The following is a 19,154-nucleotide window of genomic DNA, read 5'->3' as shown; positions in this document are numbered from 1 at the left end:
AAATATTAATCGAGCCTAAGTAAACTCCTGCTATCTAATCCTTATAAAAGGCGAACTAAGCCGCCTACTCATGCTGATTTCACGATTAATTGCATAACAAGGTCAAAAATCAGATATGCCACAGCTGTTTTTTGAAAAAGGACGAGGTACATTTCTAAATCACTCCGCACTTTCTTTAAGCATCTGGTATAAATCGGTTGCACCACCGTCAAATTTAGTTCCGTTAACATAAAATGAAGGCGTTCCGTTTACGCCACTTCGTACGCCGCTATCAAAATCATCTTCTATTTTTTGTTTAATCTCTTCTGAAGCACTGTCTCGCTGAAACTGCTCCAAGTCTAAACCAATCGTTTCGGCCAATTCGTCAAACAGCTCAACATTTAGGCGGTATTGATTTTCATAAAGTGCATTGTGCATCTCCCAAAACTTGCCTTGTAATCCAGCCGCTTCAGCAGCTACAGCAGCCGGAAACGCGAACTCGTGTGCATTTGCTAAAGGAAAGTGGCGAAAAACAAATCTGATCTGATGGCCAAAAGTCTCCTCAATTTCTTTCATAATCGGGTAGGCATCACCGCAATACGGACACTGATAATCGCCAAACTCTACAATGGTAATACTTGCTGTATCATCCCCTTGAGTATGATCCAGATTGCTTATTTCAGGTTTTAATGTACTCATCGCTTTTATTTCTTGCTTAATTTCTCTAATGCATCCAAAATACCATCAGCACCAGGATTAACGGCTACAGGTGATAAATAGCTCCATGCAATTTTACCTTCTTTATCAATCACAAACAGCGCTCTTTTACTTTCGCCAACTTCATCATCATATACGCCATAAGCTTTAGAAACCGCGCCCTTCGGTTCAAAATCAGCCAGTAACGGAAAATGAAGTTTTCTATTTTCTGCAAAGGCTAAGTGGCACCATACACTGTCTACAGAAACTCCAAAAATCTGTGCATCATATTTATTAAAATACTTTAGCATTTCGTTATAAAGTGCCATCTGGTCGCTGCATACCGGACTCCAATCTGCAGGATAAAAAGCCAGGATAACATTTTTACCTTTAAAATCCTTGAGTTTTATTTTTTGGTTGGGGGTGGCATTTAATTCGAAATCTGGTGCAGTATCGCCTTGTTGTAACATATTACGAAGCTTAAAATTTAAATCATGAATAAAACAGTATTAATGCCTTCTTGTTTTGTAACAAAAATCAACCTAATTTTTGCCGTTTGATTAAATAAGACTGAAGAATCGGGTAAAAACCCTCATTCATATCGGCATCGATTAAATCGATTTTATATTGAGCGCATTTTAGCGCAATCTCTTGTCGATAAGTAGAAACTGCTGTTATATAATTCTCCTTTACCTGATTAGCATGTACTTTAATCATCTCTCCGGTTTCCATATCAATAAACTGGTACGGACGGTTTTCAAAATTGAAATTGACCTCTTTTCTTTTATCAACCACGTTAAAAACTACTACCTCATGTTTGTTGAATTTCAGGTGTTGCAGCGCATCAAAAAACTGATCAGTTTTATCTGTACTTATTTGGGTAGTGAACAGATCGCTAAAGATAATCACCAGGGAACGTTTGTGGATCAGTTCTGCTACCTGGTGCAGTGCCTCACTTAAATTGGTCTTTGCGTTTACCTTTGGTTTCTGTAGCAGCTCTTCCAATTGGGTAAATAAATACTTCTGATGTACTGTGGTCGATTTTGCAGGAGAATTGAACAATATCTCATCGGCAAACAAGCTAAGCCCGAAAGCATCACGTTGTTTCTTCAACAGGTACATTAGCGATGCTGCAGCCTGTATAGAAAATATCAATTTATTGTTTTTAGGCTCGGGAAAGTACATGGATGAGGAAACATCCATCACAAACTGACAACGCAAATTCGTTTCTTCTTCGAAACGTTTGCTGTAAAGTTTGTCGGTTTTAGCGTATAATTTCCAATCTATATTCTTAACGTTATCACCATTATTGTACTGACGGTGTTCGGCAAACTCAACCGAGAAACCATGAAAAGGGCTTTTATGCAAGCCTGTAATAAAACCCTCTACCACTTGCTGCGCGAGCAATTCTAAATTACCATAGCTAGTTTCGTTCTCGTAGTTTACAGCCTGCATATCGTAAAGCTAATGAAAGATTTAGAAAATACTCGTAAAAACCGATCAGATTTTGACGGCAAAACGATATTCAGTTAACGAGCACAGCTTTGGGCGCGTTAATATTCTTATGAGTGACTTGGAAAGCAATTGCGTTACTTAGCCGACCATGCAGCCCCGCTTCTGTAGTATTTTTAATTTTAAACCCTTTTAAAGAATTGCTTATACACTGATTATATTCGGGTTATTGTCGTTATGGGTTTATTCTTGTGAGAAAAAGGAAAATCGGAAACAGGAACAAGCTTACAATACAACCCAACATTTGTAAAGTCACTATTTGCCAAATGACAAATAGTTTAATTTTAAAACGGGCGACCTTCACTGTTAAATTAAAAACAAAAGAAATGAAAACAGTATTAGTTACAGGTGCCTCATCGGGAATAGGTAAAGCAACAGCAATTTATTTGGCACAAAACGGCTACAACGTTTACGGTGCAGCACGCAGAATAGAGAGAATGCAAGACTTAAAAACACACGGGATAAAACCAATTTCTTTGGACATTACCAAAGAAGAAAGCCTTGTTGCTTGTGTTGAACAAATTTTGAAAGAAGCAGGAAGCATTGACATTTTAATTAACAATGCGGGGTCAGGATATTACGGTGCGTTGGAAGATATGCCAATATCTGATGCAAAATATCAGTTGGAAGTCAACGTTTTTGGTGTGGCACGTTTAATACAATTGGTATTGCCCAATATGCGAAAAAACAATTACGGTAAAATTGTAAACATTTCATCGGTTGGCGGAAAAGTAACGCTGCCAATGGGCGTATGGTATCACGCAAGCAAATTTGCTATTGAAGGATTGAGTGATGCACTTCGTAAAGAAGTAAAGTCGTTCGGAATTGACGTAATAGTCATTGAGCCGGGCGGCACAAAATCAGAAATGACAGGACTTGGAACTGAATATATGTCAAAAGTCTCGGGCGATACTGCATACAGCTCTTTGGCAAAAGGCGTAATCAATATGTATGCAGCAGTAGAAAAAGATGCTGCCGACCCAATTGTAATTGCTAGACTTATCAAACGAGGCATTGAAGCAAATAATCCGAAAACAAGGTATGCTGGGGCTTCGGGAGCGAAAATGATGTTATTTTTCAAGAAAATTCTGTCCGATAAAATGTTTGACAAAATGATAATGAGCCAAATGAAATAAAACTATGGAAACATTGATCAATTATTTATTGCAATTCGGAAATTTGAACAAACAGCAAATGGACTTCATCACAAGCAAGTCAACAGAATTAGCGCTTCGCAAAGAAGGCTATTTTTCAGAAGCAGGCAAAATAGCAAAACAAGTTGGGTTCATTTTGGACGGCATTCTTCGGGTTTGTTATTACAACAATAAAAGCGAAGAAATCACCAGTTATTTTATAGACGAAAACAATTTTGTAGTAGATCTGGACAGTTTTGATAACAAGATTCCCTCTTCAGGCTATGTGCAAGCCGTTACGGACTGCAAACTAATTGTGTTTTCTAAACAAAATTGGGAAGAAATTGCCAATACCATTGTCGGTTGGGAGAGTATTGTCAATAAAATTGTCAAAAAATCATTAATACAAAAGATAGAGAGAAGAAGTCCCTTGGTTTCAGAAGATGCTACAACGCGTTACCTGGCGTTTATGGAAAAATACCCGCAGCTTGCCAATCGTATTCCGCTTTCTTATTTGGCTTCCTATTTGGGAGTTACACAATCGTCATTAAGCCGAATTAGGAAAAATATTCGATAAACATTTTAAATTTTATTTAAAGACTACAAAGACGAATAGCCTCATGATTATCCGTCTTTTGGGTGTCAAGTAGCAGGGCAAAAAGAAAAGTAGCGGTAAAGTCTAGATAGCTTTTTTAGCCAATAATTCATTATTGCAATAAACATTTCGGGTAAATGGCGATGGTAGGGCAATCGAAGCAGTTCGGTAAATGTACCAAAGTTTAATAGAAGCACAAAAGCTGAAGTGCGCACTTCAGCTCCGTTTTGACAATAACTTGTTACCTGTTCCCATTTTAGAATATAATAAAAAGACCCAAATATAAATACACCTATTTTTCATCTAGGAGAGCCATAATTTGCTCTAACTCAGCTTCTATTTGTGAATATGATAATAGTAAAGAGGTATTGGGCTTTATGATTTTTTTAATCACTTTACCTCCAGACAAATAATACCGGTATTCCGTACTATTTTTAATTTTAAATCCTTTTAAAGAAATCGGCTTATCGTATACCGTTTCCTTTTTATATAAAAAAAATAAGTTTTTATTGTTTAAATAGTAATCTGCCTCAGTCTTTCCTGTTTCACCATAAAAAACACAATGTATTTTTTTAAGCGCACCTTTACTATAATAGCCGGTTACCACACCACCTTCTGCCGACATTCCGAAAGCATCTTTGGTTCTTTTCCTAAAAAACTTGAGTTGTTTATTAATTAGCGTAAAATCCGCCCTGATTTTTTTGATTGCGGCTACGCTATCTATCGTGTTGTTAATTGGAGTTTTGTCACCTGCAAAAGTATTGTGGCTGCTGCAGATAGTGGCTATTAACAATATTAGAAATCCCTTCAAACTATTTTCCATTTTTTAAATCATTAATACTTTTCCCGAAAGTCATCTGAAAATGTGGATAATCTTTAAAGCCTTTCCAATTCCCTCCCCATTCGAATCCAAGTCGCTCTCCTATCTGAACAACTTCTCTCGGCAAAATACTCCAAACTGCTCGGCCTTCTTTTACGATTACCACATCTATAGCTAATGCGTAATTATGATAACTTGAACCTCCCCTGGCATTGGTAACGATATTTCCCGGTGTTGTTCTACCTTGATTATATAATGCATTTTGTTCAGCGATGGTTCTCAACGCCTGTACAATCCTTAACTGTATCCCAAGTTCTTCTTCAACTGTATTGATAAATTCCCTTGCAGGGTTTTGCAACCTCCTATCTAAAGTTAAAATTCTTTTATTTGTTGTATCATCCCAAGTCGGCCTTAAATGTCTAGGTAACCCATTTTCAACAATTAACATTAGCGAATTTGCTTTCTTGTTGAATTTAATAAATCTCTTTTTATCCCAAAATGTCCGCGAATCAAGATAGTAATAATCTATATCAACTCCACCTCTCGCAGTTTTTTTCTCAATGATATAATTTTTATGAATAGTATCAATAATTAAAGTTATTGAAGAACTGGAGTATGAACATGAGTTAAAACCCTGAAATGATCTGAATGGATCATAAAAAGTGAATAAAATACCTGCATTCTTTTTTTCTTTTAAAGAATATTCCATCATTATATTATTAATATTTTGAAAACAATTATAAAATCGCAATGAAATAATAGGGAATGATGATTTTTTACAGCAATTAAAATGCCATAATTACAACTGGAAAGCGATGTCTATCATTAGCCCAATGAACATTTAAATCACTTTTTTATTTTGATGGACTTAACAGTTCAAAGATTTTTAAAGCAAATATCATCATGATTTCAGAAAAAGAAGATGCAGTAAAATTTAGCCCATGAAACTCCTGCTTACGCATCTGCCAATCGGCATCTCGCCACCGTCTTCCGCCCGCAATTGACAAAGATCACATGGTTAAGATTGTGCTACTATCCGTTTTAAATAAACCCGATTCAGCGGAATAGCCAGAATCCCAACAATCCGTCAGGAGAGGACTGTAAGCGAAAGCGGGACAGCAAGCCGCCATGAAAAAACGCCCCTCCGTCTCCGAAAACAAATAGATTTATTTGAAGGAAGGCTTTCAAGTTTTGAAATATAATAAAAAAAGACCTCACAGGTTTTTGAAACCTGTGAGGTCTGAATAACAAAAATTAAAATTAATTACTTCTTCGCTATCCTATACAAATGTCCGTTATCTGTTACCGAATAAAGTGCTCCATCTTTTTCTACCATATCTCTGAAACGTTCACCTTTACCTTCCAATAATCTTTCCTCGCCTACAATTTTATCATTTTTTATCACCAATCGGATAATATGCGAACCGCCTAAACCTCCAACAAATAAATTTCCTTTCCACTCGGCTATGCTGTTGCTGTTATAAAAAGCGATACAACCGGGCGAGATACTCGGATTCCAATAATAAACGGGCTGTTCCATCCCTTCTTTCTGCTGAATGCCATCCCCCACTTTTTTACCGCTGTATTCTGTTCCGTAAGTAATAATTGGCCAGCCGTAATTTTTGCCTGGCTTAATGATGTTTACTTCATCGCCACCTTTAGGCCCAAATTCTGCCTCCCATAAATCCCCGGTTTGTGGATTGATAGCCAAGCCATCCGGATTGCGAAGGCCGTAAGCATAAATTTCAGGTCGGGCATCGGTTTTACCGGCAAAAGGGCCATTTGCCACAGCTTTCCCCTCTGGAGTAAGATGCAAAATTTTGCCTAACGAAGAGTTTAAATATTGTGCCTGTATCCTGATGTCGTTGCCGGAACGTTCGCCTGTACTTACAAATAAATTTCCGTTTTTATCAAAAACAATTCTTGATCCGTACTGAAGTTTACCAGAATATGCTGGTGTAGCACGGTAAATAACGGTTTGGTTTTCTATCGCAGTTTCACTTGCCGCCAATTTACCTTTCGCAATAGCCAATAATACGCCTTTATCCTGTGGCTCTGAATAAGCCCAGTAAATCATCCTGTTTTTAGCGAAGTTGGGATCTAAAGTTACATCCAGTAAACCACCCTGACCAGACGGATCTACTTTTGGTAAACCTGTAATCTTTTTGCTCAGTTCCCCGTTGGCATTTAAAATAACCATGGTGCCCTGTTTCTGGGTAATTAAAAAACGGCCATCAGGAAGTACCGAAATAGCCCAGGGATTCTCCAGTTTCTCATTGATTACCGTAATATCCAAAGGGGTTTTGGTTTTTACACCTGCAATACGGGTCTGTCCGGTAAAGGCTGGTTTATAATCTGCAGATGGCGGGTTAGTTTCAACCGGATTTTGGGCCGATACACCAGCAATATTAGCACAGTTTAAAGCTAAACCAGCTAATAAAATTGATAAAGTTTTATTATTAAATAAGTGATTAGACATGATTGTTAGTTTTTTTGATTAAAGAAACAAAATTATGTTTGCATTAAAAAACCCAAATTCTTGCTATGAACCTGGGTTTTAAATATGTTACAAGCCCTTAGGCTGATCTTTGTGCTTTAAGTTTAAACTAAGCAAGTTGCTTGTTTAATTTCTCTGCCAATACTGATTTTGGAACAGCACCAACTTGTTTGTCTACCACTTCACCACCTTTAAAGTATAATAAAGCCGGGATGTTGCGGATACCAAACTGCATTGAAATTTGTGGATTGTTATCAACGTTTACTTTTCCAACTACCGCTTTGCCATCATATTCTTTAGCGATCTCTTCTACAACTGGACCAACCATGCGACAAGGGCCACACCATTCTGCCCAAAAATCTACTAATACGGGTTTATCTGATTTTAATACAAGCTCCTCGAAGTTTGCATCTGTGATTTCTAATGCCATAATTATTTTTTTTATGTTCAAATATATGTATTCAATTGTAATGCCACCAATTCTGTAATGCCAATTTGACATTATTTTGGTAAATATGGATAGCGCTTAGCGGCTAGCGACGAGCGTAAAGCTCATCCAGAAACGCCTAACGCCAAACGCAGAACGCTAATTCAATTTATAATTTACAACATTCATCCCCATTAATTGTTCTAAGAACTTGTTGTTGGGGTTAATTTTTAAATTTTTAGAAGGTAAATCAAGCATAATCTGCTTTTCACTATCAAAAACAGCAAAATTGAGTTGGCAGTTTTGCTGCTCTGAATTTGCCTTATTGTCTGCTAATATGGCCTCAATTTCTCTCATTAACTGATCGTTAACACGCTCAATAGGCACCTGGATTGTTAAACTCTTTGCTAATTTATCGCGCAGTTCAGACATCAGGTTAATTGCCGTGATTTTAAATTCCCAATCGCCTGCTTTTCCGAAGCGCTCGCCTACCCTACCCCTGATCTGTAAGAAATATCCTTCGGTTAAAAATGATTTGAACTTTAAAAAATCTTCACCAAACAAGGCCATTTCGCAGGCATCATCATAATCTTCGAAAACAAAAGTTCCGAAAGGTTTACCGGTTTTGGTAATCCGCTGCGATGCCGTTACCACCAGGCCACCTACACAAAGCTCGCGGTTTTTTAGTTTTTCAAATTCGGCCAAAACCTCCTCGTTGCTATCGCCCATACGCACCTTATTGATGATACTGAGCTGCCGTACACTATTGGTACAGAATTTATCAAGTTCGAGTTTATAGTTATCCAAGGGGTGACCGGAAAGGAAAATCCCGATTGCATCTTTTTCATATTTCAACCGGTCCATTAAAGCCCACTCGGGTGAGACTGGCAAACTTGGCTCTAAAATCAGATCGGCCTTTGAGCCACCAAAGAGTGAAGCCTGCGAAGTGCTTTCATTGTTCTGAAAATCATTGGCATATTTAATAATCTTTTCAATGCCATTCATTTTATCATTCGGGCCAATATAAAAATACTGCGCCCTATGCCCGCCAAATGCATCGAAAGCACCGCTATATACAAAACTCTCGTAAGCTTTTTTATTTACAATACGCGTGTTAGAACGCTTGGCAAAATCGTACACGCTGGCATAAGGTCCGTTGGCCGTGCGTTCTTCGATGATACTCTCTACCGCTTTCTCGCCCACTCCTTTTACTGCCGACATCCCGAAACGTACTTCTCCTTTGGCATTAACCGAAAATTTAAGATCAGATTCGTTTACGTCCGGACCTAAAACAGTCACACTCATCTGGCGACACTCTTCCATAAAGAAAGCCACCTGCTTAATATCACTCATATTATTGGATAATACCGCAGCCATATATTCGGCAGGATAATGCGCTTTCAAATAGGCCGTCTGATAAGCAATCCATGCGTAACAGGTAGAGTGCGATTTATTAAAGGCGTAAGATGCAAATGCTTCCCAGTCTTTCCAGATTTTCTCTAAAACGGTGGCATCATGGCCTTTTTCCGAAGCTTGTTTTACAAACTTTGGTTTCATCTTATCCAGAACGTCTTTTTGTTTCTTACCCATGGCTTTACGCAAAACGTCGGCCTCACCTTTGGTAAAGCCAGCCAGTTTTTGCGATAAAAGCATTACCTGCTCCTGGTAAACAGTAATTCCGTAAGTTTCCTTTAAATATTCCTCACAGGCGTCCAGATCGTATTTAATTTCTTCCTCGCCATTTTTACGGCGAACAAAACTCGGGATATACTCCATTGGTCCCGGGCGGTACAAAGCGTTCATGGCAATTAAGTCGTCAAAAACCGTTGGTTTAAGCTCTTTCATGTATTTCTGCATACCCGGACTCTCGTACTGGAAAATACCAATGGTTTCACCACGCTGGAAAAGTTCATAGGTCATCACATCATCAATCGGGAAATTATCGGGATTGAGATCAATACCATGTCTTTTCTTAACCAGTTTCACGGTATCTTTAATCAGGGTTAAGGTTTTTAGCCCAAGGAAGTCCATTTTTAATAAACCGGCGCTTTCTACAACCGAGTTATCAAACTGGGTAACATATAAATCTGAATCTTTGGCTACCGATACGGGAACAAAATTGGTAATGTCGCTCGGGGTAATGATCACACCACAGGCATGGATACCCGTATTACGCAACGATCCCTCTAAAACCTGTGCCTGTTGGATGGTTTCGGCACTTAAATCTTTCTGACTGCCCAGGTTTTTCAGTTCTACAACTTTCTCATATTCATCTGGACGTAAAGTATCTTTTAAGCTTTTCTCGTCGAGGTTAAATATTTTAGCCAGCTTCATATTCGGGATCAGCTTGGCAATTTTATCGGCCTCAAACAGGGGCAAATCCAATACACGTGCTGTATCGCGGATAGACGATTTGGCCGCCATGGTACCATAAGTAATAATCTGCGCTACCTGGTTGGCACCATATTTATTAATTACATAATCCATTACACGTCCACGCCCCTCATCGTCAAAGTCGATATCGATATCGGGCATGGATACACGGTCGGGATTTAAGAAACGCTCAAAAAGGAGGTCGTATTTAATCGGATCAATATTGGTAATACCCAGGCAATAAGCCACTGCTGAACCTGCAGCTGAACCCCTCCCAGGCCCTACTGATACGTCAAGATTACGCGCCTCTGCGATAAAATCCTGTACAATCAAAAAATAACCCGGATACCCGGTTTTTTCAATCGTGGCCAATTCAAAATCCAGACGTTCAATTACATCGTCAGTTAAGGTTCCATAGCGACGTTTTGCACCTTCGTAAGTTAAATGCCTTAAAAATTTATTCTCACCACGTTTACCACCATCAACTTCATCTTCAGCCACCAAAAATTCTTCAGGAATATCAAATTTAGGTAACAGTACCTCACGGGCCAGTTTATAGGTTTCAATTTTGTTCAGAATATCCTGAATGTTCAAAATCGCTTCGGGCAGATCAGCAAAAAGTGCCTTCATTTCATCAGCCGATTTGAAATAGTACTCCTGGTTAGGTAAACCGTAGCGATAACCACGGCCACGGCCTATTGGTGTAGCCTGCTTTTCACCATCTTTTACACAAAGTAAAATATCGTGCGCATTGGCATCTTTTTTATTTACATAATAAGTATTGTTGGTTGCCACCAGTTTAACGGCATGTTTGCGGGCAAAAGCAATTAATGTTTCATTAACACGGTCTTCATCTTCCTGGTTGTGGCGCATCACTTCGAGATAGAAGTCATCGCCAAACATTTCCTTCCACCAGATCAGCGCTTCTTCCGCCTGGCTTTCGCCCATGTTTAAGATCTTGCTGGAAATCTCACCGCCGAGGTTACCGGATAAAACAATGATATCTTCCTTATACTGCTCTATAATCTGTCTGTCGATACGAGGCACATAATAGAAACCCTTTGTATAGGCAATCGACGACATTTTGGCGAGGTTGTGATAGCCATTTTTGTTTTTCGCCAGCAATACCATCTGGTAGCCATTGTCTTTTGCAGTACGGTCTAAATGGTTTGCGCATACGAAAAATTCCACCCCTACTATCGGTGTCATTACCACCTCGGTAGGACGTTCGCCGGCTTCTATTGCCGCAGCATTTTTGGCTTCGGCTGCTTTATTGTGATTAAGTACGTTGTTTACAAAATGGAAAGCCCCCATCATGTTTGCATGATCGGTCATGGCAACAGCGGGCATTTTTTGTGCGGCAGCGGCCTTTACCAGATCAGGAATGCTGATGGTACTCTGTAATACCGAAAACTGCGTATGGTTATGCAAATGCACAAATGTTGCAGCAGCAAGTTCTTGTTTGTTATCGGCAAGTTCCTGTTTAGAAATTCCACTGCCTTCGGTTTTTTGCTGGCGTTTACGGATTTCATCAGATGCAGCCTTTAAATTAATATGCTTTAATCCTATGCCCTGAATTAAGCCTGGGTTTACTTCCCTAAAGCGGGGAAAATATTCTACATCAACAAGCAGTTCTTCTTTTTTGAATACCTCTCTTTTTATCAGTTCCAGAAAACAACGCGTGGTCGCTTCAACGTCGGCGGTAGCATTGTGGGCTTCATTAAAGGGTTCACCAAACAAATAAGAATGTAATTCTGTTAAGGTTGGCAATTTAAATTTACCGCCCCTACCTCCGGGCAATTGCAAAAGTTGTGCGGTAACTTCGGTACAGGTATCTAAAATGGGCATTTCTGCCAAGCGGTTAGCCACTCCGAAGCGGTGAAACTCGCAGCCCATAATATTCACATCGAAACCGACATTTTGCCCAACAATAAATTTGGCTTTGTTTAAAACCTCGTTAAACCTGGACAACATTTCGTCGAAACCTATACCTTGTTCCGTCGCCAGTTCCGTAGAGATTCCATGGATCCGTTCTGCATCATATGGAATATTAAATCCCTCTGGTTTTACCAGATAATCCTGATGTTCAACCAATCTCCCCATCTCATCGTGCAGCTGCCAGGCAATCTGTATACAACGCGGCCAGTTATCTGTATCGGTAATAGGTGCATTGTAATTGCGGGGCAGCCCCGTGGTTTCAGTATCAAAAATTAAGTACATATTGTGCGGCAAAGAATTAACCGTTGTAAAACAATAACGGTTCTTCAAAAATAAGGATTTTGAGGGTTGAAGTTGTCAGGATTTTATCAACAAAATGTGACAGTCAAACTGAGTTTGGATTTGAAATGACAAGAACCGAGGCGCATGAAAAGTCGTCGGCCTTAGTTAAAGTGGAACCAGGATATTTAGCGAAGAAGATTTCTTTTTTTTGGAAATGAACGGTCAGTTTTCCATAGGGTGATTCAGCCCTGCTATCCGCTTTACTTCGTTGCACTACGTGTTCGCTCCTATCAGGTTTACAAACTAGGTAAGTGCTTCGATGGTCAAGAGCAAACGGTTTGGTTCGTGAAGACACGAACCACGGCTTGAGGATTTTATCAACAAAATCTTTCGACAAATCTTACAGTTTTTTAAAACCTGCAAGGTTTAAAATAGAAAAACGCTTATCCTCGTTTCCAAACGAGTGCATCCATATCAAAATAATTCTATCGTTTTTAGAAACAAATTATTCAGTTAAATATTTACTTTTTTTTCGGAAATGAATGATTCAATTTTTATAGCCGGTTTCTGGCCCTGCTATATTCTTCATCCCGATAGAGATATTGGAATGTTCACTACAATTGGGTTTAATTACCAACGATAGTAGCACAGTCGGCGCTACCTAAACCCGACAGCAGCGGCAGCGCCTGATTCTTCATCAGGCCTACAGCGAATGGCGGGACTGCATAAACCCAAACGCTTCTGCACTTGCTTTCCATAACAAATGGATAATCTATAGCACTTAGAACAATGACAAAATTCTTGGCTGCGACCATTGACAGCCCAATAGAAAGATCGTCATTGCGAGGCACGAAGCAATCTTAAAGCGCTAGCTACCAGCGATAGTTGTAAGATTGCTTCGTCGTTCCTCCTCGCAATGACGATACCTCTGCGAGATTTATTTCCATTAAATTCTACTGTCATTTATATTGATTTTTATATCATAAATTATCCCTCAGAATTACAAACCTTTTTTGGAGCCAGCACACACTGAAAACCGCCAATTGCGAACTTATCAAAAATGCTCCTGGCTTACCAGCTCACTTACTTCATACCCTTTCTGCCTGCATCTTTCAATAATATGCACCAATAAATCGGCTTCCATTTTGGGCTCACGAGCCATAATAAAGAGATATTTTTCATCCGGATGCCCTACCACGACATAACTGTAATCATCAGCCAGCTCTATAATCCAGTAGCCAATTTTAAAAGGCCATAAAAACTGGGCTTTCATATCTCCATCGGCTTTTTCCTTGTCGAAAAATAGCTTTGAAGTGATCGATTTTTCTTCAGGTTTCCCATCCTTATGGTAAGTGGTATATACATCAAAATGATCATCATCTATTAAAGTATAGGTCTCAGTAGTCTGTTTCCAATGTTTATCCAACAAGGTTGGTATAGAATATAAAGAATACCATTTTCCCTCGAAGGCTTTATAATCGATATTTGAGATTGGCTTGTTTTCCATATTTATTAGCACAAAAATTGATGATTAGTGACGATTAATTAAACCCCGATTAAATTATAAAGTTTTGAAAAGCATTTTTTAACCTTATATTTATTTATACCTTCGATAGGTATTTAACGAAAGCGAACCAAAAAATATAAATATATGAAAGTAACCGTTGTTGGCGCAGGCGCAGTTGGTGCCACTTGTGCAGATCATATTGCCCGCAAAGAATTGGCGAACGAACTTGTATTATTGGATATTAAAGAAGGTTTTGCCGAAGGTAAGGCAATCGACATGATGCAAACTGCAACCCTTTTGGGCTTCGACACCAAAATTACAGGGGTAACGAACGACTATAGCAAAACCGCAGGTTCTGATGTAGTGGTAATTACTTCGGGTTTGCCACGTAAACCGGGGATGACCCGCGAAGAATTGATTGGCATTAATGCAGGTATTGTGAAAGGTGTTGCCGAAAATATTTTAAAATTCTCTCCTGAAGCCATCTTCATCGTGATCAGTAACCCTATGGATACGATGACCTATCTGGCCTTAAAATCTTTAAGACTGCCGAAAAACCGTATTATTGGTATGGGTGGAACGTTAGATAGCGCACGTTTCAAATTTTATTTATCACAAGCTTTAAATTGCAGCCCTAATGATTTACAAGGGTTTGTAATTGGTGGCCATGGCGATACCACGATGATTCCATTGACCCGTTTAGCTACTTACCAAAGTTTACCAGTAAGCCATTTATTGGATAAAGCTAAGCTTGATCAGGTGGCGGCAGATACCATGGTTGGTGGCGCTACTTTAACTGGTTTAATAGGAACATCAGCCTGGTATGCTCCGGGTGCGGCAGGTGCAGCATTGGTTGAAGCCATTTTACGCGATGAAAAAAAACTATTTACCTGCTGCGTTTCCCTGGAGGGAGAATACGGACAACAAGATATTTGTTTAGGTGTACCGGTAATAATCGGTCGCAATGGTTGGGAAAAAATCGTCGATTTTAAATTATCAGAAGATGAACAGGCGGCATTTAATAAAAGTGCTGATGCAGTGAGAAACATGAACAGCGTACTGGCAGAAATGAAACTGGTTTAAAAGGATAAATCGTCATTGCGGGAAGGCTTCTTTAGCCAACAGCCTGTACCGACTTTCCGGGGGAGCGATCTTAAAACGATCGATACCAGCCAACGCTTAAAGATTACTTCGTCGTTCCTCCTCGGCATATCGTCACCCTGAACTTGTTTCAGGGTCTTCCAATCGAGATGAAGATTATTTTTCAGGATATTAAAGAAGCTTTAGCCATTGAATATCAAAAGTATAGATAAAATAGTAGCTGAGACACATAACATCAGTACCTACCATAAAATCCCGATTTTAGATGGTCTGGAGTTGTTAAATGCTAAAAAACACACCATTGATTTCCCCTTTCACACGCACAATAATTTTAATATTACGCTGATTTTAAATCAGACTTTTTATACTAAACTCAACGATAAATTTTTAACGGCACCGATCGGTACAATTTCAATCACCAACCCAAACGAAGTACATGCAACTCCCTGCGATAGTAAGCTAGGCAATTCTTTTTTTACGTTTTACGTTGCTCCAGACGTGCTTAAAACCTTAAACAAAGGCCATGATGTTTTTTTTGAGGATAAAATCATTTATGATCATAATCTGGTTAACCGCTTACATTATTTGTCAGAACACTTTAACCATCCGGCGCTTAATCTAGAAAAAGCGTTACTATCTGTTTTAGAACAACTGGTTTCCCGTTATGCCTCCAGTATGTATTTTAGTGATCAGAAAACGGTGTTGTTTCAGGATTTTATCAGCGAAAACCTTTCAGAAAAATTTTCATTAACAGATACTGCAAAACGCTTCGGATTAGATAAATACAAATTTCTGCGTCTATTTAAACACGAGACTGGTTTAACGCCAAATAATTATATCCTTTTACAGCGGATAGAAAATTGCAAAAAGCTGCTCACTAAAGAAACAGATTTGATGGAGGTTGCCATTAAAACAGGTTTTTATGATGTGGCACACCTATCAAGGCATTTCAAAAGATTTACCGGTGTAACACCTTCTGAATATAAAAGGGCTTAACCCAATTGCAATATCGTACAACAGATCCCGGCATGTAAGCCTTATTTTTGCTATCATATCTCACAAAAAATGAAAAAAGATAGCTTTACCATTCTTATTATTTTATTTTTCGGTTTCTCGGTGCGTGCACAAGTGGGCCATAACCTCATTCCGATTAAAATAGACAAAACTACAGCCGATTTAAACATCAAGCAGGGCGAAGAAACTTCATTTAGTTTCCAGTTAAAAAAAGATCTTTACTACTCAATCACTGTTGAACAAAAAGGAATAGATGTTACAGTAGGATTAAAAGACCATAACGGGAAAACCATACAGGATATAGATTCTCCCAATGGCCGGTTCGGCAGCGAAAAAATCATCTATTCGCCTGATAGTAGCGGTTATTTTATCCTTACGGTTAAACCACTGTACGAAAGTAGCAATGCGAAAGAGGGTAACTATTCAGTCATCATACAAAGCCCGCCAAAGAAATTAAAAAAACTGAGTTCAAAAGCCCTCGAACAGGATTTCGACATCCTTAAAAATGCTTTCATTGAAACAAATATTGGCCTGTGGTACAATACCTATAAGCAGTTCGACAGCCTATGTAAGGCACAAAAAAGTAAGATAAAAAATCGAATGAGTGCTTTGGATTTTTATCAGATCGTTGCGCCGGTGGTTACCTACACCAAAGAGGGCCATTGTGCAATCCAGACGTCCGAAGAAACGGGTAATTACATCAGGCAACATGGCAAGTACTTTCCATTTCTGATAAAAATCCTGGATAAAAAGGTTTATGTCCTGAACGATCTTGATCATTACAAAACCAAGGGAATGTTACTTTCTAAAATCAATGGAAATAGTATCGATAGCATCATGACGCAATTTCTAAAAATAGAGCCGGCAGACGGCTATAATACCACAAGCAAATACCGTTGGATAGAAACAGCGTTCTCTAAATATTACCTGCGTTTTTTCGAACAGCAACCGAATGATTTCGATATTGAACTGATTAACCCAAAAACCAACGATAAGGTTCATTATAATGGAATAACAGCATTAAGTTTTAAACAATACGGAAAATTTATTTCTAAAGAAACCCAATCTATCCCTAATTACCGCTATAAAGAACCAGCTGCATTAAAGATCGACACACTGCTCAGCACGGCTACACTAACAGTAAATACATTTTCAACCAACGATTATACAGGTGGCAGAAAGGGTTTTAAAGAATTCTTAGCCAGGGGTTTTCAAGACATTGCTCATCATAAAATAAAGCATTTAATTATTGACATCAGGAAAAATGAAGGCGGTGCACAGGCCATGGAAGACCACTTAATGTCGTATCTGGTCGACAAAGAATATCCAAAATACCAGTATGCTGAAATTCCGTCCTTTACCTATTCTTTTTTAGATTATACCGATTACCGGAATAAAGAATCGCAGGATGATTTTGAAAAGGACTTAAAAGCCGAATTTTATCGCAGCAACGACGGGCGTTACCTGGATCTTCCCGGGAAATACAAAAGTGATACACCCCAAACCAACCGTTTCAAAGGCAATTTGTATATACTCATCAGCGGTTTATCTTTTTCCGGAGGATCAGAATTTGCTGCTTTAGCAAAAAATTATACCAACGCACGTTTTATAGGTGAAGAAACAGGCGGAGGTTATTATGGCAATACCAGTGGTTTTTTCATCAATTATACCTTACCTAATTCCAAATTAACTGGCCGGATCCCACTCATTAAATTTGTTGTTAAAGAAAAACAAAATAATATTCCATTTGGTCGCGGTGTAATGCCCGATAACGAAGTGCAGCCAAAAATTGAAGAGTACTTAAGCGGATATGATACAGAAATGGAATTTGTAAAAAACCTGATCAAAAACAAATAACCCTTACCTGACATGGTTTTTAGGTTAATTAGCCTAATTTAGGCTTCTAAACATTTGTTATGAAAGCCATTTCCATTCCCTTAAAAATAATAAACTTACAAGACGATGGCTTTCACCTTTTAGTGGAAGTTATTGTTTTTAAGGAAAAACACCTCGCCGTTTTAGATACCGGCGCTTCACGGAGTGTTTTCGATAAATCATTGATCGAAAAACATATATCAGAAACACTTCAGGTTTCTGATGAAATTAATGCTGCTACACTTTTTACTACCACCACTACCATACAGGCTACCCTTCCTCAATTAAAAATCGGCACCTTAAAGATCAATAATTATGAAACAGTGGCTTTTGATCTGCAGTCGGTAAGCGAAACTTACCAGCAGTTTGGTCACCCACCTATTATGGGGATTATTGGCGGAGATATCTTAATGCAGTATAAGGCTGTGATTAATTACCAGAAAATGATGCTGAGGCTTTATAGATAAAGATAATTTTTCTTTATGACACCGATCATTTTTAACAAAGCCATTTTAAGTGATATTTGACCTTGATGAAGAAGTTAATCGCAATCTTTTGTATTATTTTTTGGGCCGGATTAATTGGTGGAATTAGCTTTTTAGAAGCCCCGCTAAAATTTCAGGCGCCAGGAATTACCATCCCGCTTGGATTAGGTATCGGGCAGTTGGTTTTTCAGGCACTCAATAAAATAGAGGTTATATTACTTATGGTGATTTTAGCCTGCTCCTTGCCGGCACCGTTAAAAAACATCAGCAGTATTTTACTTTTTTCGGTTACCATCCTGTTGATGATTGATACTTTTTGGTTATTGCCACTACTTGATGAAAGGGCAAAACTGGTTTTGGCGGGTCATGCCCCGGTAAGAAGTTACCATCATATCTTGTATATCATTGCCGACACCATTAAATTCCTGATATTGATTACAATGGGTTTCTTAAATTTAAAATCATTAAACCATGAAAAAGGATATTGATAATAGAGCAGATATTATCGTTTTAGTGGATACTTTTTACGAAAATGTTGCGATCAATCCACATATAGGCCCGATATTTACCGATGTTGCCAGGGTGGATTGGACACACCACCTACCGAAAATGTACGATTTTTGGGAAAGTATACTTTTCGGTAAAGCCATTTATAAGGGAAATCCGATGCTAAGCCATTTTGCACTGAATAAACAAACGCCATTGCAGCAGGAACAATTTGAGATATGGAAAAATCTCTTTTTCCAAAACGTAGACGATTTGTTTACGGGACCTAATGCAGAACTGATTAAACAAAAAGCCCAATCTATTGCTGATTTAATGCACTTTAAAATCAATGCCCCCTTATCGAAGATCAAGATTGTTTAGTTCAATCCGCTTTGATTTCAACTGCTTTCTTTATAAATTTAGTTAACCAAACT

The 19,154-nt window shown here is 38.6% G+C and carries 17 protein-coding genes; 8 read left to right on the top strand and 9 right to left on the bottom strand.

Annotation, left to right across the window (positions count from 1 at the left end; translation table 11 throughout):
- Positions 1-159 precede the first annotated feature (159 nt).
- The 3 genes from BM107_RS10165 to BM107_RS10155 form a co-directional block, all read right to left on the bottom strand.
- Complete coding sequence (locus BM107_RS10165; protein WP_090982853.1) at positions 160-678, bottom strand: DsbA family protein; 519 nt, start codon at positions 676-678, stop codon at positions 160-162.
- A 5-nt stretch (positions 679-683) separates the two neighbouring features.
- Positions 684-1,145, bottom strand: a complete 462-nt coding sequence (locus tag BM107_RS10160) for a redoxin domain-containing protein (protein ID WP_090982851.1) — start codon at positions 1,143-1,145, stop codon at positions 684-686.
- A gap of 67 nt (positions 1,146-1,212) precedes the next feature.
- Positions 1,213-2,130, bottom strand: a complete 918-nt coding sequence (locus BM107_RS10155) for a DUF58 domain-containing protein (RefSeq protein WP_090982849.1) — start codon at positions 2,128-2,130, stop codon at positions 1,213-1,215.
- Between the two features lie 383 nt (positions 2,131-2,513).
- Between BM107_RS10155 and BM107_RS10150 the strand changes: the two genes are divergently transcribed.
- On the top strand, positions 2,514-3,323 hold the full coding sequence (locus BM107_RS10150) for an oxidoreductase (protein ID WP_090982893.1): 810 nt from the start codon (positions 2,514-2,516) through the stop codon (positions 3,321-3,323).
- 4 nt (positions 3,324-3,327) lie between these two features.
- Positions 3,328-3,897, top strand: a complete 570-nt coding sequence (locus BM107_RS10145; RefSeq protein WP_090982847.1) for a Crp/Fnr family transcriptional regulator — start codon at positions 3,328-3,330, stop codon at positions 3,895-3,897.
- 310 nt (positions 3,898-4,207) lie between these two features.
- On the opposite strand, the gene BM107_RS10140 is transcribed toward BM107_RS10145, so the two are convergent.
- The 6 genes from BM107_RS10140 to BM107_RS10110 all read right to left on the bottom strand — a co-directional run bounded on the left by BM107_RS10140 (position 4,208) and on the right by BM107_RS10110 (position 13,759).
- The gene (locus tag BM107_RS10140; protein WP_090982845.1) at positions 4,208-4,738 is read right to left on the bottom strand and encodes a hypothetical protein; all 531 of its coding nucleotides are present in this window, start codon (positions 4,736-4,738) and stop codon (positions 4,208-4,210) included.
- On the bottom strand, positions 4,728-5,447 hold the full coding sequence (locus BM107_RS24935; RefSeq protein WP_208864371.1) for a M15 family metallopeptidase: 720 nt from the start codon (positions 5,445-5,447) through the stop codon (positions 4,728-4,730). Before BM107_RS24935 ends, BM107_RS10140 begins: the two co-directional genes overlap by 11 nt.
- Before the next feature lie 552 nt (positions 5,448-5,999).
- Positions 6,000-7,214, bottom strand: coding sequence for a PQQ-dependent sugar dehydrogenase (locus BM107_RS10130; RefSeq protein WP_090982843.1), 1,215 nt, complete (start codon positions 7,212-7,214; stop codon positions 6,000-6,002).
- A gap of 127 nt (positions 7,215-7,341) precedes the next feature.
- Entirely contained in the window at positions 7,342-7,662 is a 321-nt protein-coding gene (gene trxA / locus BM107_RS10125; RefSeq protein ID WP_039482143.1) for a thioredoxin, read from the bottom strand.
- A gap of 156 nt (positions 7,663-7,818) precedes the next feature.
- Complete coding sequence (gene dnaE / locus BM107_RS10120; RefSeq protein WP_090982841.1) at positions 7,819-12,252, bottom strand: DNA polymerase III subunit alpha; 4,434 nt, start codon at positions 12,250-12,252, stop codon at positions 7,819-7,821.
- 1,054 nt (positions 12,253-13,306) lie between these two features.
- Positions 13,307-13,759: a lipocalin family protein gene (locus BM107_RS10110; protein ID WP_090982837.1), complete on the bottom strand. Its 453-nt coding sequence runs from the start codon at positions 13,757-13,759 to the stop codon at positions 13,307-13,309.
- A gap of 144 nt (positions 13,760-13,903) precedes the next feature.
- Here BM107_RS10110 and mdh point away from each other — a divergent pair, with 144 nt between their 5' ends.
- From mdh to BM107_RS10080, 6 genes are all read left to right on the top strand, one after another.
- The gene (gene mdh, locus BM107_RS10105; protein WP_090982835.1) at positions 13,904-14,842 is read left to right on the top strand and encodes a malate dehydrogenase; all 939 of its coding nucleotides are present in this window, start codon (positions 13,904-13,906) and stop codon (positions 14,840-14,842) included.
- Positions 14,843-15,049: 207 nt separating this feature from the next.
- On the top strand, positions 15,050-15,856 hold the full coding sequence (locus BM107_RS10100) for an AraC family transcriptional regulator (protein WP_208864370.1): 807 nt from the start codon (positions 15,050-15,052) through the stop codon (positions 15,854-15,856).
- Between the two features lie 69 nt (positions 15,857-15,925).
- Positions 15,926-17,731 carry a S41 family peptidase gene (locus tag BM107_RS10095; protein ID WP_090982833.1) on the top strand — a complete coding sequence of 602 codons (1,806 nt, stop codon included), beginning with the start codon at positions 15,926-15,928 and terminating at the stop codon, positions 17,729-17,731.
- A gap of 59 nt (positions 17,732-17,790) precedes the next feature.
- The gene (locus BM107_RS10090) at positions 17,791-18,216 is read left to right on the top strand and encodes a retropepsin-like aspartic protease (RefSeq protein ID WP_090982831.1); all 426 of its coding nucleotides are present in this window, start codon (positions 17,791-17,793) and stop codon (positions 18,214-18,216) included.
- 65 nt (positions 18,217-18,281) lie between these two features.
- On the top strand, positions 18,282-18,722 hold the full coding sequence (locus BM107_RS10085) for a hypothetical protein (RefSeq protein ID WP_090982829.1): 441 nt from the start codon (positions 18,282-18,284) through the stop codon (positions 18,720-18,722).
- A complete protein-coding gene (locus tag BM107_RS10080; RefSeq protein WP_090982827.1) occupies positions 18,706-19,101 on the top strand; it encodes a group III truncated hemoglobin in 396 nt (131 codons plus the stop codon). The genes BM107_RS10085 and BM107_RS10080 overlap by 17 nt, the downstream gene beginning before the upstream one ends.
- Positions 19,102-19,154: the final 53 nt, after the last annotated feature.

Origin of the sequence: Pedobacter suwonensis (assembly GCF_900111825.1) — a bacterium.
GTDB classification, from domain to species: domain Bacteria; phylum Bacteroidota; class Bacteroidia; order Sphingobacteriales; family Sphingobacteriaceae; genus Pedobacter; species Pedobacter suwonensis.
This window is presented reverse-complemented; position numbering and strand designations above follow the sequence as displayed.

Bases quoted from the DNA above. Each gene is read 5' to 3' on its own strand.
- mdh (WP_090982835.1), top strand. From the start codon at position 13,904: ATGAAAGTAACCGTTGTTGGCGCAGGCGCAGTTGGTGCCACTTGTGCA.
- BM107_RS10110 (WP_090982837.1), bottom strand. From the start codon at position 13,759: ATGGAAAACAAGCCAATCTCAAATATCGATTATAAAGCCTTCGAGGGA.
- dnaE (WP_090982841.1), bottom strand. From the start codon at position 12,252: ATGTACTTAATTTTTGATACTGAAACCACGGGGCTGCCCCGCAATTAC.
- BM107_RS10155 (WP_090982849.1), bottom strand. From the start codon at position 2,130: ATGCAGGCTGTAAACTACGAGAACGAAACTAGCTATGGTAATTTAGAA.
- trxA (WP_039482143.1), bottom strand. From the start codon at position 7,662: ATGGCATTAGAAATCACAGATGCAAACTTCGAGGAGCTTGTATTAAAA.
- BM107_RS10085 (WP_090982829.1), top strand. From the start codon at position 18,282: ATGAAGAAGTTAATCGCAATCTTTTGTATTATTTTTTGGGCCGGATTA.
- BM107_RS24935 (WP_208864371.1), bottom strand. From the start codon at position 5,447: ATGATGGAATATTCTTTAAAAGAAAAAAAGAATGCAGGTATTTTATTC.
- BM107_RS10080 (WP_090982827.1), top strand. From the start codon at position 18,706: ATGAAAAAGGATATTGATAATAGAGCAGATATTATCGTTTTAGTGGAT.
- BM107_RS10140 (WP_090982845.1), bottom strand. From the start codon at position 4,738: ATGGAAAATAGTTTGAAGGGATTTCTAATATTGTTAATAGCCACTATC.
- BM107_RS10090 (WP_090982831.1), top strand. From the start codon at position 17,791: ATGAAAGCCATTTCCATTCCCTTAAAAATAATAAACTTACAAGACGAT.
- BM107_RS10095 (WP_090982833.1), top strand. From the start codon at position 15,926: ATGAAAAAAGATAGCTTTACCATTCTTATTATTTTATTTTTCGGTTTC.
- BM107_RS10165 (WP_090982853.1), bottom strand. From the start codon at position 678: ATGAGTACATTAAAACCTGAAATAAGCAATCTGGATCATACTCAAGGG.
- BM107_RS10150 (WP_090982893.1), top strand. From the start codon at position 2,514: ATGAAAACAGTATTAGTTACAGGTGCCTCATCGGGAATAGGTAAAGCA.
- BM107_RS10130 (WP_090982843.1), bottom strand. From the start codon at position 7,214: ATGTCTAATCACTTATTTAATAATAAAACTTTATCAATTTTATTAGCT.
- BM107_RS10160 (WP_090982851.1), bottom strand. From the start codon at position 1,145: ATGTTACAACAAGGCGATACTGCACCAGATTTCGAATTAAATGCCACC.
- BM107_RS10145 (WP_090982847.1), top strand. From the start codon at position 3,328: ATGGAAACATTGATCAATTATTTATTGCAATTCGGAAATTTGAACAAA.